General features: G+C 59.2%; 16 protein-coding genes. 1 reads left to right on the forward strand and 15 read right to left on the reverse strand.

From position 1 onward, the window contains the following. Positions 1-73: 73 nt before the first annotated feature. Positions 74-556, reverse strand: a complete 483-nt coding sequence (locus F1529_RS14085) for a hypothetical protein (protein WP_155135551.1) — start codon at positions 554-556, stop codon at positions 74-76. A gap of 74 nt (positions 557-630) precedes the next feature. Here F1529_RS14085 and yaaA point away from each other — a divergent pair, with 74 nt between their 5' ends. Further along, complete coding sequence (gene yaaA / locus F1529_RS14090; protein WP_155135554.1) at positions 631-1,410, forward strand: peroxide stress protein YaaA; 780 nt, start codon at positions 631-633, stop codon at positions 1,408-1,410. A 52-nt stretch (positions 1,411-1,462) separates the two neighbouring features. On the opposite strand, the gene F1529_RS14095 is transcribed toward yaaA, so the two are convergent. The 14 genes from F1529_RS14095 to F1529_RS14160 form a co-directional block, all read right to left on the reverse strand. Then, complete coding sequence (locus F1529_RS14095) at positions 1,463-1,768, reverse strand: hypothetical protein (protein ID WP_007149397.1); 306 nt, start codon at positions 1,766-1,768, stop codon at positions 1,463-1,465. Positions 1,769-1,789: 21 nt separating this feature from the next. Continuing rightward, positions 1,790-2,722 (reverse strand): universal stress protein, encoded by a 933-nt coding sequence (locus tag F1529_RS14100; protein WP_370457029.1) that lies wholly within the window; start codon positions 2,720-2,722, stop codon positions 1,790-1,792. Beyond that, positions 2,719-3,474 carry a fumarate/nitrate reduction transcriptional regulator Fnr gene (gene fnr / locus F1529_RS14105; protein WP_370457030.1) on the reverse strand — a complete coding sequence of 252 codons (756 nt, stop codon included), beginning with the start codon at positions 3,472-3,474 and terminating at the stop codon, positions 2,719-2,721. Before fnr ends, F1529_RS14100 begins: the two co-directional genes overlap by 4 nt. Before the next feature lie 35 nt (positions 3,475-3,509). Next, entirely contained in the window at positions 3,510-4,883 is a 1,374-nt protein-coding gene (gene hemN, locus F1529_RS14110; RefSeq protein WP_155135557.1) for an oxygen-independent coproporphyrinogen III oxidase, read from the reverse strand. Between the two features lie 73 nt (positions 4,884-4,956). Then, a complete protein-coding gene (locus F1529_RS14115; protein ID WP_155135560.1) occupies positions 4,957-5,739 on the reverse strand; it encodes a sulfite exporter TauE/SafE family protein in 783 nt (260 codons plus the stop codon). Further along, the gene (gene ccoS / locus F1529_RS14120) at positions 5,729-5,980 is read right to left on the reverse strand and encodes a cbb3-type cytochrome oxidase assembly protein CcoS (RefSeq protein ID WP_155135563.1); all 252 of its coding nucleotides are present in this window, start codon (positions 5,978-5,980) and stop codon (positions 5,729-5,731) included. The genes F1529_RS14115 and ccoS overlap by 11 nt, the downstream gene beginning before the upstream one ends. Continuing rightward, on the reverse strand, positions 5,959-8,325 hold the full coding sequence (locus F1529_RS14125) for a heavy metal translocating P-type ATPase (protein ID WP_155135566.1): 2,367 nt from the start codon (positions 8,323-8,325) through the stop codon (positions 5,959-5,961). Before F1529_RS14125 ends, ccoS begins: the two co-directional genes overlap by 22 nt. Continuing rightward, positions 8,322-8,840, reverse strand: coding sequence for a FixH family protein (locus F1529_RS14130; RefSeq protein WP_007151070.1), 519 nt, complete (start codon positions 8,838-8,840; stop codon positions 8,322-8,324). Before F1529_RS14130 ends, F1529_RS14125 begins: the two co-directional genes overlap by 4 nt. Continuing rightward, positions 8,809-10,221 carry a cytochrome c oxidase accessory protein CcoG gene (gene ccoG, locus F1529_RS14135; RefSeq protein WP_155135569.1) on the reverse strand — a complete coding sequence of 471 codons (1,413 nt, stop codon included), beginning with the start codon at positions 10,219-10,221 and terminating at the stop codon, positions 8,809-8,811. Before ccoG ends, F1529_RS14130 begins: the two co-directional genes overlap by 32 nt. A gap of 100 nt (positions 10,222-10,321) precedes the next feature. Continuing rightward, positions 10,322-11,239: a cytochrome-c oxidase, cbb3-type subunit III gene (ccoP, locus tag F1529_RS14140; RefSeq protein ID WP_155135572.1), complete on the reverse strand. Its 918-nt coding sequence runs from the start codon at positions 11,237-11,239 to the stop codon at positions 10,322-10,324. After that, entirely contained in the window at positions 11,236-11,403 is a 168-nt protein-coding gene (locus F1529_RS14145; RefSeq protein ID WP_039925947.1) for a CcoQ/FixQ family Cbb3-type cytochrome c oxidase assembly chaperone, read from the reverse strand. Before F1529_RS14145 ends, ccoP begins: the two co-directional genes overlap by 4 nt. Further along, entirely contained in the window at positions 11,400-12,035 is a 636-nt protein-coding gene (ccoO, locus tag F1529_RS14150; RefSeq protein ID WP_155135575.1) for a cytochrome-c oxidase, cbb3-type subunit II, read from the reverse strand. Before ccoO ends, F1529_RS14145 begins: the two co-directional genes overlap by 4 nt. Positions 12,036-12,045: 10 nt before the next feature. Then, complete coding sequence (ccoN, locus tag F1529_RS14155; protein ID WP_007149792.1) at positions 12,046-13,476, reverse strand: cytochrome-c oxidase, cbb3-type subunit I; 1,431 nt, start codon at positions 13,474-13,476, stop codon at positions 12,046-12,048. Between the two features lie 315 nt (positions 13,477-13,791). Beyond that, a partial coding sequence (locus F1529_RS14160; protein WP_155137524.1) for an efflux RND transporter permease subunit occupies positions 13,792-15,015 on the reverse strand: 1,224 nt, incomplete at its 5' end.

Genomic DNA, 15,015 nt, shown 5'->3' on the forward strand with positions numbered 1-15,015 from the left:
AATGACTCCTGGGAGTTTGGAAGCCGCATTGTGACGATTCATGCCAGATCATGCCAGCCCGGTCTCGCACCCCTTATTTCTGTTCCGGGTAGGCCAGCTTTTCCACCACCCTCAGTTGCCAGCGATCCACCCGCGTTTTTTCCTCCGGGTGACGGCTGACCACCGCAAACTGATATTCACTGCCCCGGGGCAGATACATCTGCAGGGTAATAGGCTGCTGATAAATGACCTGACAATCATCCGCTGACTGGCAATGCAGCGCCTGTGCCTGCAGTGAAAGCGCGGCAACATCCTGCGTGCCTTCATTGCGAACCGTCCCGCTGAGGCGCACGCCGGATTCCGAGTCCCGAATTTCCGAAAGGGCCAGTTCCACTCCCTTGGGTGGCAAATATACCTGATCATCCTTGCCGCCTTGCCACACACCGACGGCCAGCACGATCAATCCGGCCAGCACCAGACTGGCGATCAGCAAAAACGGACGCCGGCCCCACTGCCAGCTCCCCCATAACAGGGCAGAGACCGCGATAACCACAGTTAATACAAGCAATAGGCGCATTTATCCTCCACAGATGCAGACCTGACCTTTCCTGATTCATATAATCCCAGCAGGCATATGTAAAGGAGAAGGGCATGTTGATTGTTGTCTCGCCGGCAAAAACGCTGGATTACGAGAGTGAATTACCGGCACTGAAAGCCACGCAACCCCGCTTGCTTGATGATAGCGAGGTGCTGATTGAGCGTGCACGCCAGCTTTCGCCGGCAGATATCAGCAGCCTGATGAGTGTCAGTGACAAAATCGCCCATCTGAATGCAGAACGTTTTTCGTTGTGGACTCGCCCCTTCAACAAGAAAAATGCGCGCCCGGCGGCGTTTGCTTTCAAGGGCGATGTGTATACCGGCCTGGATATCGAATCGTTCACTGACAACCAGCTCAACGATGCCCAGTCGCGATTCCGTATGCTCTCCGGCTTGTATGGGGTGCTGCGCCCACTGGACCTGATGCAGCCCTATCGGCTGGAAATGGGCACACGGCTGGATAACGTTCGCGGCAAGGATTTGTATGCCTTCTGGGGCAGCACCATTACCGACTTGCTGAACAAGGACATGAAGGCGGCCAAAACCGATACCCTGGTGAATCTGGCGTCCAACGAGTACTTCAAATCGGTCAAGAAGAAGGACGTTGCCGGCACCATCATCGAGCCCGTTTTTCAGGACGAAAAAAACGGTAAGTACAAGGTTATCAGTTTTTATGCCAAGAAGGCGCGCGGGCTGATGGCGGCCTGGATTATCAGGAAAGGATTGAAAGATCCGGGCAAGCTGAAACAATTTGATGTGGCGGGCTACCGCTATTGTGAGGCGGAATCCACCGCGCTGAAACCGGTGTTTCGCCGGGCAGAGCAGGGCGCCTGACCGGCCTGAGCGATGACGCTGGCAGAGCGCCGGCGCCATCGTTTTCATGTGCTCAGTGTTTCTTGTTGTCCTCGAATTCACTCTTGGCCGCAAGGAAACCGGTTTTCAGGCCATCCCAGGCGATTTCAAGCCCGGCCTTGATGTCATCCCAGGCGTCATCGCCATGGGATTCCAGCCGCTCCAGTTTTTCCTCGAACTCGCTGCGCCGGCCTTTCATTTCGTTGAGTTTTTCCCGGGCCTCATCGCGCCATTCATCACGCAAATCATTCAGCCGTGCCGACAGGCGATCGAGTTGATAGTCCCAATCTTCAAGTTGCTGACGGGCGCGGGCGGTAAAGTCCTTTTTATCTGACATCATGGAGCCTCTCTAGTGTGAGCGTCATTGGTCATCGTCATTGTCATGCCAGGGCGATTGGAAATCGTCAGGCTTGATCACCAGCACATCGGCATTGGCGCGAGTAATCACGGATTCCGCAGTGGAGCCGAGTAGTAACCGTTCCGGCAGGTTGCGGTGGACGGTCCCCAGCACCAGTAGATCCACCTCTTCCTTGTCGCAGTAGCTGGACAAGCTATGGGCAATGGGCCCATTCAGTGTCACCAGCTGGTTCTGGTCCAGCCCCTGGGCGGCCCCGAACTGAAAGAAATTATCCCGATGGTAGGCGCGGACTTTCTCCATGCTGCCGGTGTAGTCCGGAATGGCTTCGCCCGCCACCATAATCAGGCCTTCATCCATTTCATCGAGCACGTGGCATGCGGTGAGCTCAGCGCCAAGCAGAGCGGCTTGCTGGCGTGCGCCTTCCAGCACCCGCACAGAGAGCCGGTCATCGGAGGCTTCCCCGGTGCCCGGGTCCAGCGCGGCAAGAATGCGAGGGGGAGCATTCCACTCCCGGCTATGCACGCAAAGCACCGGGCAGGGCGCCTTGCGAATTAATTGCCAGTCCCGTGGGGTAAAGAGGTGGCGACGCAGGGCACTGTCGTCGCTGGTATGCACTACCACCAATGACGGAGTCAGCGCCAGTATGGCCTTGCGCAACCCATCCATGCTGTCTTTTTCCCAAAGAACACAAATCTCTCCTGCGTCTTCGCCCAGCAGTGCGGTGACGCGTTTGTGCCAAGCTTTGCTGATCTGCTGCCGGGCCGCCTGTTGGCGTTCGGTATCCAGGCCAACGGCACGCACCATCGCGGAAGAATACGCATTGATAATAATCTGTAGCGGCGCCCCGGCCGCAGCTGCGATGTGCTGCGCCTTGCTCAGGGCGGGCTGGTCGGCTTTCAGATGACGATCAAGAATCGCAACGACAGGTGCTGTCACAGTGTGAACTCCAAAGCGGGATCGTGGTTCTGGCCACACAGGCGGGCACGATCAAGAATTTCAATATCGCGGCCGGTTACCCGAAGCCATTGCTGTTGCTGGAAACGGGTAAAAATGCGGCTGACCGTTTCCACGGCCATGCCGAGGTAATTGGCGATATCGTAGCGGGACATGGGCAGACGGAAACGATGATCGCTCAGTCCTCGGCGCTGATGTCTTGCAGACAGTGACAGCAACAGGGAGGCCACGCGGTCATCCGCACTTTTCTTGCCGAGCAGCATGTGCAGCTCCCGATCCGCCCGAATTTCATTGCTCATCAAACGGAAGAAATGATGCTGCAGAGAGGGGATCTGCTGGGACAGCGTTTCGAGTTGTGAGAAGGGAATCTCGCACACCGTGGCGGTCTCCAGCGCCTTGGCATTGGAAACATGGTGCGCGGTACTGATGCCATCCATGCCCAGCACCTCGCCGGGCAGGTAAAACCCGGTGACCTGTTCCTCTCCTTCATCGCTGACCACATAGGTTTTCAGGGCGCCAGAGCGCACGGCATACACAGAATCAAATCCGTCTGTGGCACGAAACAGGTGCTCGCCGCGTTTCAGTGGGCGGCCTCGGTGGATAATACGATCCAGCTGATCCAGTTGTGCCGGGGCCACTGCCAAGGGCAGGCAAATGGGGCTGAGGCTGCAGTCGTTGCAGGAAACATGATGAGACACGGTCAGACTCCGGTTGATCGCTGCGTAAAGCGTCACTCTTAGAGTATAGAGTGAAAATAGTAGAATAAAGGTCAAATAATCCGGCTGAACCGGGCTTGCTGCTGTTGTGGGGTGTAGCGGTCAAAGGGCATCACCAGAGCCCGACTGACCAGACGGCCGCTGTCGGTGATCTGGAGCCGATCCTTTTCTACTGCCACCAGCCCCCGGGCTTCAAATGTCACCCATTCAGCCAGGGCATCCGCAAAATAATCCGGGAAATGGATTCCCCAGGTTTCGCTGAATACGGACATGTCCACGGATAGGTCACAAAGTAACTGAATAATCAGCGCCCGCCGGATTTGGTCGTCGCGATTGAGAATGAAGCCTTTTTCAATCGGCAGACGGCGCTGCGACAAGTCGCGGCCCCAGTCGTCCAGCGTCTTGTGGTTCTGGGCATACAGATTGCCGAGCTGGCTGATGGCACTCACGCCGAGTCCCAAAAGATCGGCGTCACCGTGGAGGGTGTAACCCTGGAAATTGCGATGCAGCAGTCCGTTTTCCTGTGCCACGGAGAGGCTGTCGTTTTCCAGCGCAAAATGGTCCATGCCGATATAGCGGTAGCCTTGCTCCTGAAGCATTTTTCCGGCCCGGGTGAGCATGCTGAGCTTCTCTTCCGGGCCGGGCAGGGCTTGTTCCTGGATCTGACGCTGAACCTTGAACCGTGAAGGCAGGTGGGCATAGTTGTACAAAGAGATACGGTCTGGCCGAAGTGGCAGCAGACGCTCCAGCGTGCGCGCCAGACTCGATTCCGATTGCCAGGGCAGGCCGTAAATCAGATCGGTATTGATAGAGCGAAAACCAAAGTCACGGCTCCATGCCATGGTATCGCGGATCAGCTCATAGGGCTGGACACGATTTACCGCTTTCTGCACACGCGGATCCAGATCCTGCACACCCAGGCTGACGCGATTAAAACCGAGCCCGCGCAGCAATCCCAGCCGGGATTGATCCACGGTGCGCGGATCGATCTCGATGGCATAGTCACTGCGTTCGTCATCGCGCAGATTGAAGTGGCGGGCCAGGTCGTATACCAGCTCGGTGAGCTGCCCGTCATCGAGAAAGGTGGGTGTGCCGCCGCCCCAGTGCATCTGCGTTACCGGCCGTCGCTTGTCGACTCGCGTGGCCTTGCGTTTGATTTCGCGTTTCAGCAGTTGCAGATACTCCGTCCCTCGCGCCTTGTTGGCGGTGACAATGCGATTGCATGCACAGTAATAGCAGACGCTGTCACAGAAAGGGATGTGCATGTATAGCGACAACGGCCGGCGAGCCACATTGCCTTCATCCAGTGCCAGCCAGAAGTCCTCTTCACTGATGTCTGCGTGAAAACTGGTGGCCGGCGGATACGATGTGTAGCGTGGGCCGGGGCCGCCGTACTGTCGAATGAGTGATGTATTCCAGCGAATCATGGACGCCTCCTGCGGCCGCACATCAGTGTGAGGCCGATTATCCTCCTGCCGGCGCGGCGCTATTTGATCCAGATCAAGGGTGGGCGTGATGCTGATGCCTATTGTGCCTTTGTACGTCATGCTCGGCGGCAGAATGAGAGGGCATGGCGTGTGCGCCATGGCCATGCTGCATCATGCTCATGGCTTGCCAGAAGAACACCAGCGCCAGGCACAGGGTGAGGACGCTGGCCAGAACGGGCCAGGCGCCGCGGCGAAAACGCTGTAGTTGAGACGCCAACACGCCGGTGGTGGCGACTGGCACAACGGTAATGACACCGAAACAGAGCATAACCAGTGCCCCCGCCAGGGCCGAGCCTGCAGTGGCCGCCAGTGCCAAGGCGGTATAGATCAGCCCGCAGGGCAGAAATCCCCACAGCGCCCCCAGCCCCAGGGCTTTTGCCGGGTGATCGATGGGCATCAACTTGCGGGTAACCGGTTGCAGATGCCGCCACAGTCGCTGGCCAATTTTCTCCACGCGCTGAAGCAGTCCACCGCGACCGAGCAGGTACGCGCTGAGCAACAACATCAACAGGCCGGACAGCATCAATCCCACCGCCATGGAGGGGCCGGGAAGTTGTGTCAGGAAGGCGCCGCCGAGCAGGCCTGCCAATGCGCCCAGGGCGCAGTAGGTGCCGACGCGGCCCAGCCCGAATAACAGCTGCCAGCCCCACAGGGCGATTCCCTGGCGGCGGGATTCCGGGATGGAAAAGGTCAGGGCACTGCTGATGCCCCCGCACATACCAATGCAATGGACGGAACCTGCACTGGCGATCAAGGCGGCACTGGCAATCAAGGAGGCAAGGGCTTCAATGGTCATCGCGAGGGCTCGATGGTGAATCCTGGGTGCTATCTGTTCTATCTGTGCTGTCAGCGTGGTGCTGTTCTTTTGGAAGCTGTGTTCTAGCCTGTTTTCGCTGCTCCCTGTCCTCGAATACGACTCGCCAGGCAGCATTGTCCAGATCATCAAACTGATCCTTGCGCAGTGCCCAGAAGAGGGCTGCAATGGCACCAGCCAGGAACAGCAAGGCTAGCGGTATCAGCAGGAAGACAATTTCCATCGAGTCACCCGGGTGGCGTTGAATGTGACCAGAAGCGAGCTGGCTGACATGCCCAGCGCTGCGGCCCAGGGCGGCAGCAAACCACTGACAGCAAACGGGACGGCAAGGATATTGTAAAGCAATGCCCAGGCCAGGTTTTGCCGGATGGTACGCTGACAAAGCCGGGAAAGTCGGGGCAAGGCTGGAACGGCGTTGAGCGTGTCATGGAGCAGAAACAGCCCGGCAGCACGCTGCGCCAGGCTGGTCGCATTTCCAGTCGCAACGGAGACCGATGCGGCGACCATGGCCTGGGCATCATTGATGCCGTCACCGACCATCATTTGCGGCGCACCGCTTTCCAGTTGTGTGAGCCAGGCGGCCTTCTCGGCGGGGCGTTGTTGAGCGCGTCGCTCACCGATCCCTAGCTGATCGGCCACCGCATTCACCGCGTGTGCATTGTCGCCACTGGCCAGGCGCGAGGTAATGCCGAGATCAGCAAGGTTCTTCACCACAGCGCGAGCCTCCGGACGAATCGGGTCCTGCAGCCATACGTAAAGCTGTACTTCATTATCGCAAAGCAGTTGCAGGCATGTTGTGTCGGGACGTGCCTGATCCGGCGCACCGGTGATACGCCATATCGCGCCCTGCAACGTTCCGCTGACCCCGCTATGGTCCGCATGCAGCGCGGTGATGTCGGGATGCCGGGAGTATTGCTGGAAGGGCTTTGCCAGCGGGTGCGGATTATTCCACTCCAGTGCGGCGGCAATCGTCAGCAGGTCCTGTTCTGGCAGCAGACTGTTGACGGTTTCGGTGTCGACAATCCGGAACTGGCCGGCGGTGAGCGTGCCGGTTTTATCAAACAGTACGCCTTTCACCGCGGTGCAGCGCAGAAGCTGTCGGGGGGAAGCAACCAGGATGCCTTCGCGCAATGCAGTGCCCAGCGTCGATGACAGAGTCAGGGGAACAGCAAGAGCCAGGGCGCAAGGGCAGGTCACCACCAGTACGGCCAGGGTATGCTCGAACGCCAGGGCCGCGCCGGCGGGCCAGTGCCAGATAAAGGTCATGGCGGCCAGCAACAGGATGCCACCGGTAAATAGCGGCGCGATGCGTTGCCAGTCTCTGACCACTTCCACGCGTTCGTGCTGGGCGTGCTCCACCTGCTCAGCAATTTTTGCCACCAGGCTGGATGATGCGGACCCTGAGGCCTCCAGCACGATATTGCCTTCAACCAGTCGGCTGCCGGCATGTACCGGGTCATTGATGCCACGGTTTACCGGCAAAGGCTCGCCATTCAGTACCGATTCGTCGAAAGCGCCGCGGCCTTCGATGAGGGTCCCATCCACCGGAATAATGTCGCCCTGAATCAGCTGCAGGCGATCTCCTTTGGCCACCTGGCGGGCGCTGATCCAGTGCGCAGTCTGCTGCCCATCAAGGCGGCGAACGGCCTGGGGCAGGGTGTCGCTGACTCGCCGGTAAGCTTGCTGGATCGTCATGCGCTGACGTTGCTCCAACCAGCGACTGGCCAGCAAGAAGAACACAAACATGGCAGCGGAATCGAAATAAACGTGCCTGCCCCCGGTGGCCATCATCACCAGGCTGCCGGCCCAGGCCAGCAGCAATGCCAGTGCGATGGGGGCATCCATGGTCAGGCGAGCTTGCTTGAGCCCGCGCCAGGCTCCCTGAAAAAACGGCCAACCGGAATAGAACACGACCGGGGTGGCCACGGCGAAACTGGCTAGCCGGAACACCCATTCATAAAGCGCGTCTTTGCCGTCGAAAACGCCGATATAGAGGGCGGTGGAGTACATCATGGCCTGCATGGCGCCCAGCCCGGCCAGTGCCAGTCGGCCCAGCAATTGCTTGTGCGCGCGTTGTTCGTCGGCCTGGGCGCGAGGGTCGCCGGGCAGGGTCACGGTGTATCCCAAAGCCTGGATGCGCCTGGCGGTCTGGCTGGCGTCTGCTTGCCCTTGGTAGTCCACGCTTAGTGTCATGCTGGCCAGGTTGACGCTGCTGCGCAGTACGCCGGGCTGCTGGCTGACGGTTTTTTCGATCAACCAGCTGCAGGCAGCACAGGTGAGTCCACCCAGCTGCAGTTTCAGGCGCTGGCCATCAGCAAGACTGGTGAGATGAGGGTCGATTAACTCCGGCACAGAAAAAAGCGCGCAATCCAGTGCCTGGCGCTGATCGTCTGGCTGTGGCGCGGCATCCTGGCGCATCAGGTAGTAATCATCCAGCCCCAGGCCATAAATGGTTTCTATGGCTGCGGCGCACCCCGGACAGCAGGCATCACGGGGGCCGTCAGGCGTTTGCGCGGGGAAGGCGCCCGTGGGGGCCGGGTTACTGCAATGCCAGCAGGCAGCGGTCATGGTGCGGCGGTTTTCCCCAGGGTCAGGTTGTCGCCTTGCGCCATGACGGTCTGATACAGGCGCCAGTGATCGCCAGAGGCGGTAACCGTAGCGGCACGGCGACCATCATGGGGGAGGGTGCCATCACTGCGGTACAGCGCGCCCTCAATATGTTCCAGGGCAAGGGTGACATCCCGTTCCGGGAGCGTCGGGTGGCGCAGGGAGACGTTCAGGGTGTCGGGCATGGGAATGCCCGCCTCGCTACTAAGGCGCGCCTGAATGCCGGCACCCACCTGGGCCAGTTCAAGGCGAATACCCAGGCGCGCCGCAAGACGCTCCTGCTCCACGGAGCGGTTGATGGCTCGCCCCTCCTTGTACCATTCGTCTACCACGGGTGTGTCGGCATTAACGATGGCGATATACAGCAGTGTCAGGCCGCCGACCACCGAGGTGGCTGGCAGCAGGATCGCCAGCCACAGGAAAGGGTAGCGGTACCAGGGAAGCTCATCGCCCTGGGGCAATGAATCGGGATTCATGGCGTTTCTCCAGGTCAGGATCATCCAGTGCCGTTACCGTAAACCAGATCGGCGCGGATTCCATTTCCACCTCATAAGGGTCATAGCTCACGGTCACCGGCAAAGACAGTTTCTTGCCGCCTTCGAGGGTGAATTCAGTGCGGTTCTTCATACGCAGGCCATCCGGGCCTTTCATGGTAAGCACGTACCGGTGGCTGTGCTGGCCCTTGTTCTGGATCTCCAGCCGATAAATATTCTCCACTTCGCCACTGCTGGCGGTGCGGTACAACTGGTTTCGATCGCGAATCACATCAACTTGCAAGGGCACCCGGCTGTACAGGGTGCCGATGAACAGGCCGCCCATGAGGATCAGGATGGCCCCATAGCCGATGAGTCGGGGGCGCAGGATGCGCGACTTCAATCCTTCCAGGGCGTTCTCGGTGGTGTAACGAATCAGCCCGGGCGGCTTGCCGATGTGGTCCATGACGTCGTCACAGGCATCCACGCAGGCCGCACAGGTAATGCATTCATACTGCAGCCCATCACGGATATCGATGCCGGTGGGACAAACCTGAACGCACATGCCGCAGTCGATACAGTCGCCTTTTTCCACCACCGTATCTTCCTGTTGGCGTTTTTTGGCGCCACGGCCACGGGGTTCGCCCCGTTGTTCGTCGTAAGACACGATCAGGGTGTCGCGGTCGAACATGACGCTCTGGAAACGGGCGTAGGGGCACATGTACAGACATACCTGTTCGCGCATAAACCCGGCGTTGCCATAGGTGGCTACGGTAAAAAAGCCCACCCAGAACAGCTCCCACCCTCCCCAGCTGAAGCTGAGCAAGCGGGTGGTCAAATCCGTAATTGGTGAGAAGTAGCCGACAAAGGTAATGCCGGTAAGCAAGGCCAGCATCAGCCAGAGCACATGCTTGCTGCCGCGGCGCATGATCTTGGTTGGTGTCCAGGGCGCCTGGTCCATCTTGATGCGGCTGTGGCGATCACCTTCACACCAGAACTCGATCCACTGAAAAAAACGGGTCCAGGTGGTCTGCGGGCAGACGTAGCCACAATAGACGCGGCCCGCCAGTACCGTGACAAAGAACAGGGCAAACGCGGCCAGGATCAGGATCCAGGACAGCAACAGAAAATCCTGGGGCCAGAAGCTGGCACCAAAAATACGGAATTGGCGGCCCGGCAAATCAAACAGCACCGCCTGCTGGCCGTCCCAACGCACCCAGGGCAGGATCATGTAAAGGCCCATGGTCGCAAGAATGGTGACGTCGCGGATAAACTGAAACCGCCCGGAAACGGATTTGACCTGAATGCGCTCGCGCTTGCTGTACAGGCTCACGCTGCCGCCATCGGTGGCATCCGTGACCTTGATGCGCTTGGGGTCCGACATACTTCTCTCCGCTAACACCTTTGCGCCGCCGGTATCCCTTCACTGCTATGAATGATGGGCGGCGGCACCTTGCCTGGCGAAACCTGGGCTGACCCGCGGATTACTCCGCGGTGTCAGCGTTCCGGGACAGGCTGTACACATAGGCTGCGATTACATGAATACGCTCTTTGCTGAGCAGGTTTTCATGGGCCGGCATGTGGCCCGAGCGGCCGTGGCGAATGGTGTATTCGATATCTTCCACGCGGGGGCCGTAAAGCCAGGTGGTATCGGTCAGATCCGGCGCCCCCATCATGATATTCCCCTTGGCGCCCTGCCCGTGACAGGCAGCGCACATGGCGAACTTGGGTTTGGCCCGCTCAATCGCTGCGGCTTTTTGGCTGTCCTTGGCCAGGTCCGGGCGGCTCAGGCTTTGCACATACAGCGCCATGTCCCGTACGGCTTCGTCGGTGTTGCCGATGGCCGCGGCCATGGGCGGCATGGCTGCCTTGCGCCCCTTGGTGATGCTGGTAACAATCTGGTCCGGCTCGCCACCGTACAGCCAGTCGTCATCCGCCAGATTGGGGTAGCCTTTGGCGCCACGGGCATCGGAGCCATGGCAAATGGCGCAGTTGTTCGCGAACAGACGGCCGCCTACTGCCAACGCTTCCGGGTATTCCACCAGCTCCTCGATGGCCACCTGCCCATATTGCTCGAACAGCGGTCCGGTGCTTTTTTCCATCACGGCCACTTCTTTCTGGTACTGGTTATCGCTGGTCCAGCCCAGCACCCCGTCGAACTTCCCAAAGCCCGGGTACAGCACCAGATATACCGCAGAGAAAATCAGCGTGCCGATAAACAGGAACAGCCACCAACGGGGCAGGGGAGCGTTACGCTCCTGAATGCCGTCGAAGCTGTGGCCCGTGGTTTCCTTGGCGGCTTCCTCTGCAGAAATCTGGTTATTCCACAGCAGCAGGCCGCCGCAACCCAGCAGGTTGATAACGACGATGACGATAATGAACCAACTCCAGAAGTCACTCATTGCTCGTCCCCCTTGTGCAGGTTGCCGGCTGTTCGCTCGTCCGCATCCAGCGCGATATAGCCGAGCTTTTCGTAATCCTTTTTGCGACTGGGGCGATACACCCACGCCGCCATGGCAACAAATGCCAGGAAGAACACCAGGGTAAACAGGGCGTGATAGCTCATTGCACAGCCTCCTTGCGTTCCTGACCCAGTGACAGCAGATAGGCCACCAATGCATCTTCTTCGGTGGCGCTGGCCCACTCGCCGTTGACCTTGCTCATCTGCTCGGCGATGTCTTCATCGGTATAGGGAACACCAAAGGCATTCTTGAATACCAACAGTTTGCGCTCGGTCAGATCCCAATCCACCGGGGTTTCCTGCAGCCAGGGATAGGCGGGCATATTGGATTCGGGCACCACCTGGCGAGGATCGCGCAGGTGCTCGCGGTGCCATTGCTCGGTGATTGGTCGCAGGCCCACCCGGGCCAGATCTGGCCCGGTACGCTTGGAGCCCCACAGGAAGGGATGCTCCCACACATCTTCGCCGGCTACGGAATACGCCCCGAAACGTTCCGTTTCCGCGCGCAGCGGCCGCACCATCTGGGTGTGGCATACATGGCAACCTTCGCGGATATAAATATCCCGGCCTTCCATCTCCAGCGCGGTGTAGGGTTCCAGGGTTTCCAGCGGCTCGGTGGTCGCTTTCTGCCAGAACAGCGGCACGATTTCTGCGAGCCCGCCGAAACTGACGGCGATCAGTGTCAGCACAATCATGAGGCCGACATTCTTTTCTACTACTTCATGAGCGTTAGACATGTCGTTCTCCTCAGTCAGCCTGCTGCACGTTGTCTTCACCGTGGCAGTCGCGTTCGGCACGGACGGTTTTATAGACATTGACGGCCATCAGGATCATGCCGCTCAGGAAGATAATCCCGCCCAGCAAACGAATGATGTAGAACGGGTGCCGCTCGACCAGCTCCTGCACGAAGTTATAGGTGAGGGTGCCGTCGGTGTTAACCGCGCGCCACATGAGCCCCTGCATAATGCCGGACACCCACATGGAGGCGATGTAGAGAACCGTACCAATGGTGCTGAGCCAGAAGTGGGTGTTGATCCAGGAAATGGAGTACATCTGCTTGCGCTCGAACAGGCGCGGCACCATCACATAGGTCGCCCCGATGGTGATCATGGCAACCCAACCCAGGGCACCGGCGTGTACGTGGCCGATGGTCCAGTCGGTGTTGTGGCTGAGCGCATTCACCGTCTTGATAGCCATCATCGGGCCTTCAAACGTGCTCATGCCATAGAAGGACAACGCCACGATCATAAAGCGGATGATCGGGTCGGTGCGCAGCTTATGCCAGGCCCCGGAAAGGGTCATCATGCCGTTGATCATGCCGCCCCAGCTGGGGGCCAGCAGCACGATGGAGAACACCATGCCCAGGGATTGAGCCCAGTCGGGCAGGGAGGAGTAGTGCAGGTGGTGCGGCCCTGCCCACATGTAAACCGCGATCAGCGCCCAGAAGTGCACAATGGAAAGGCGGTAGGAATACACCGGCCGTTGGGCCTGAACGGGCACGTAGTAGTACATCATGCCGAGGAAACCGGCAGTCAGGAAAAAGCCCACCGCGTTATGGCCGTACCACCACTGCACCATGGCATCGATGGCGCCGCTATAGGCGGAATAGGACTTCATCAGGGAAACCGGTACCGCCAGGTTGTTCACCACATGCAGCAACGCGATGGCAATGATAAAGGCGCCGTAGAACCAGTTGGCCACATAAATGTGGGAGGTCCTGCGCTTGGCGATGGTGGCAAAAAACACCGCAGCGTAGGCCAGCCAGACCAGCGTGATCAGGATGTCGATGGGCCATTCCAGCTCGGCGTATTCCTTGGTGGAGGTAAAGCCCATGGGAAGCGTAATGGCAGCGGCAACAATCACCACCTGCCAGCCCCAGAAGCTGAATGCCGCCAGTTTGGGAAACGCCAGGACCGCGCTACAGGTGCGCTGAACCACATAGTAGGAGGTGCCCATGAGGGCTGAGCCGCCGAAGGCAAAAATGACCGCATTGGTGTGCAGGGGCCGCAAACGCCCGAAGCTCAACCAGGGGATATTGAAGTTCAGGGCAGGCCAGGCGAGCTGGGCGGCGATAAACACCCCCACAGCCATACCAACGATCCCCCAAACCACAGACATAACTGTGAATTGCCGAACAACCTTGTAGTTGTAATCCGGCGAAGCAACAGCATTTTCCATGTGCGTTTCCTTCCGATTTTTGTGCGAGCTGACTGTAACAGGCACAAACGCGGTCCTTTTTGATGCAGATCAAGCCGCGCTGACTGTTGCTCACGCCTTGATCGGCAAGCCTGGGCGCCCGCACCCTCTGCGGACAATCTCCGCAAATATCGTACGGGAATATCGCTATACTATTTCGGACTAAGCGAAATAGCGATAGCGACACGGCACTTCCAGGCAGGACATTTTGCCCCACCCCTTTTGTGTCTAAATGCACACTCTCTTTGTGGGCAATTTATGGGGTGAGGTCAACGGAAAGCGGGGATATTTTTGAATCTACGCAGAAGAATTGCGGGACAGGCCAAAAATCAGCGCCGTCAGGCAAGCCAGGAAAGTAACGGTAACGATGGCGGTGCCGAGCAGGCCGAACAACACGATGGCGCCCACGCCACGGTAAAGTTCGGTGCCTTCGCCGGGGATCAGCACCAGCGGGGCGAGGCCGCACACCGTGGTGATGGTAGTCATGGCAATGGGCCTCAGCCTCGATGCCACCGCGTCGCTGACCGCCTGCGCAGCAGTGCTGCCGGCACGCATGTTCAGGGTGGCTTCGTGAACAATCAGGATCGGGTTGTTCACCACCGTGCCCATCAGGATCAGGAAGCCCAGCATAGTAATCATGTCGAAGGGCTGACTGATGCCGGCGGCATTCATCAGCGCGAGCCCCAGCAAACCGCTGGCAATCCCCAGCGGGATGGTAGTCATGATCAGCAGCGGGTAGCCCCAGTGTTTGAAAATGGCGACCAGCAGCAGATACACCAGCAGCAGGGCGACCACATAATTACCGCTGAGCGATTGCTGTGTTGCCTGCAGCTGGTCGCTGGCGCCGGACAGGCTAATGCTGATGGTGTCCGGAATGACCCCGTTGTCACGCAGCTGCTGCACCATGTCCCGTACCTGGGCCACGCCGCTTTCCAACGGCACAGAGCGGGGCGGAATGATATTCAGCGTTACCGTGCGGCGGCCATTGACCCGGCGAACCACACTGGTATCCACGGTTTCCTGAAGGTCAGCGAGAGACGATAGCGGCACAGTGGCGCCAATAGGGGTATGCACCGGCAGGCCGGGCAGGGTGGTCAGCGACGGCGAGCTGCCGGTGCGGTCGCTATAGGCGTAGATATCCACCTTGTCGTCGCCGAGGAAGAACTCGTCCAGGAAGGCGCCATCGGTGAGTGCTGCCACGGTATAACCCAGATCCCGGGTGGAGAAACGCACCTCGGCCGCGCGGCTCCAGATGGGGCGGACTTCAATCAGGGGCTGGGCCAGCGACAGGCTGGCGGGCTGGGACTGGATGCGCGGATTGTCGAAGACGGTTTCCGCTTCCCGATACAGCGTTCTTGCCACATCATAAATCTCAGCCAGATCCTTGCCGGCCACATCCAGCGTCACGCTGCGGGTGCCGCCATCGTTGCTGGAAATGATCGAGCCGCGTGCCGCGAAGGCACGCATACCAGGGTATTGCCGGTAAACCTGGGTGATCCCGTCCATCATCGGTTCCATATG

This window comes from Alcanivorax sp. VBW004 (assembly GCF_009718865.1).
Taxonomy (GTDB): Bacteria; Pseudomonadota; Gammaproteobacteria; order Pseudomonadales; family Alcanivoracaceae; genus Alcanivorax.

What these genes read in the sequence shown, in the direction of transcription:
- F1529_RS14145 (WP_039925947.1), bottom strand. Translation starts at nt 11,403, where the DNA reads ATGAGCTATCACGCCCTGTTTACCCTGGTGTTCTTCCTGGCATTTGTT.
- F1529_RS14115 (WP_155135560.1), bottom strand. Translation starts at nt 5,739, where the DNA reads ATGACCATTGAAGCCCTTGCCTCCTTGATTGCCAGTGCCGCCTTGATC.
- ccoN (WP_007149792.1), bottom strand. Translation starts at nt 13,476, where the DNA reads ATGGAAAATGCTGTTGCTTCGCCGGATTACAACTACAAGGTTGTTCGG.
- yaaA (WP_155135554.1), top strand. Translation starts at nt 631, where the DNA reads ATGTTGATTGTTGTCTCGCCGGCAAAAACGCTGGATTACGAGAGTGAA.
- F1529_RS14130 (WP_007151070.1), bottom strand. Translation starts at nt 8,840, where the DNA reads ATGAATCCCGATTCATTGCCCCAGGGCGATGAGCTTCCCTGGTACCGC.
- ccoP (WP_155135572.1), bottom strand. Translation starts at nt 11,239, where the DNA reads ATGAGTGACTTCTGGAGTTGGTTCATTATCGTCATCGTCGTTATCAAC.
- hemN (WP_155135557.1), bottom strand. Translation starts at nt 4,883, where the DNA reads ATGATTCGCTGGAATACATCACTCATTCGACAGTACGGCGGCCCCGGC.
- F1529_RS14125 (WP_155135566.1), bottom strand. Translation starts at nt 8,325, where the DNA reads ATGACCGCTGCCTGCTGGCATTGCAGTAACCCGGCCCCCACGGGCGCC.
- F1529_RS14085 (WP_155135551.1), bottom strand. Translation starts at nt 556, where the DNA reads ATGCGCCTATTGCTTGTATTAACTGTGGTTATCGCGGTCTCTGCCCTG.
- ccoG (WP_155135569.1), bottom strand. Translation starts at nt 10,221, where the DNA reads ATGTCGGACCCCAAGCGCATCAAGGTCACGGATGCCACCGATGGCGGC.
- ccoO (WP_155135575.1), bottom strand. Translation starts at nt 12,035, where the DNA reads ATGTCTAACGCTCATGAAGTAGTAGAAAAGAATGTCGGCCTCATGATT.
- F1529_RS14095 (WP_007149397.1), bottom strand. Translation starts at nt 1,768, where the DNA reads ATGATGTCAGATAAAAAGGACTTTACCGCCCGCGCCCGTCAGCAACTT.
- ccoS (WP_155135563.1), bottom strand. Translation starts at nt 5,980, where the DNA reads ATGGAAATTGTCTTCCTGCTGATACCGCTAGCCTTGCTGTTCCTGGCT.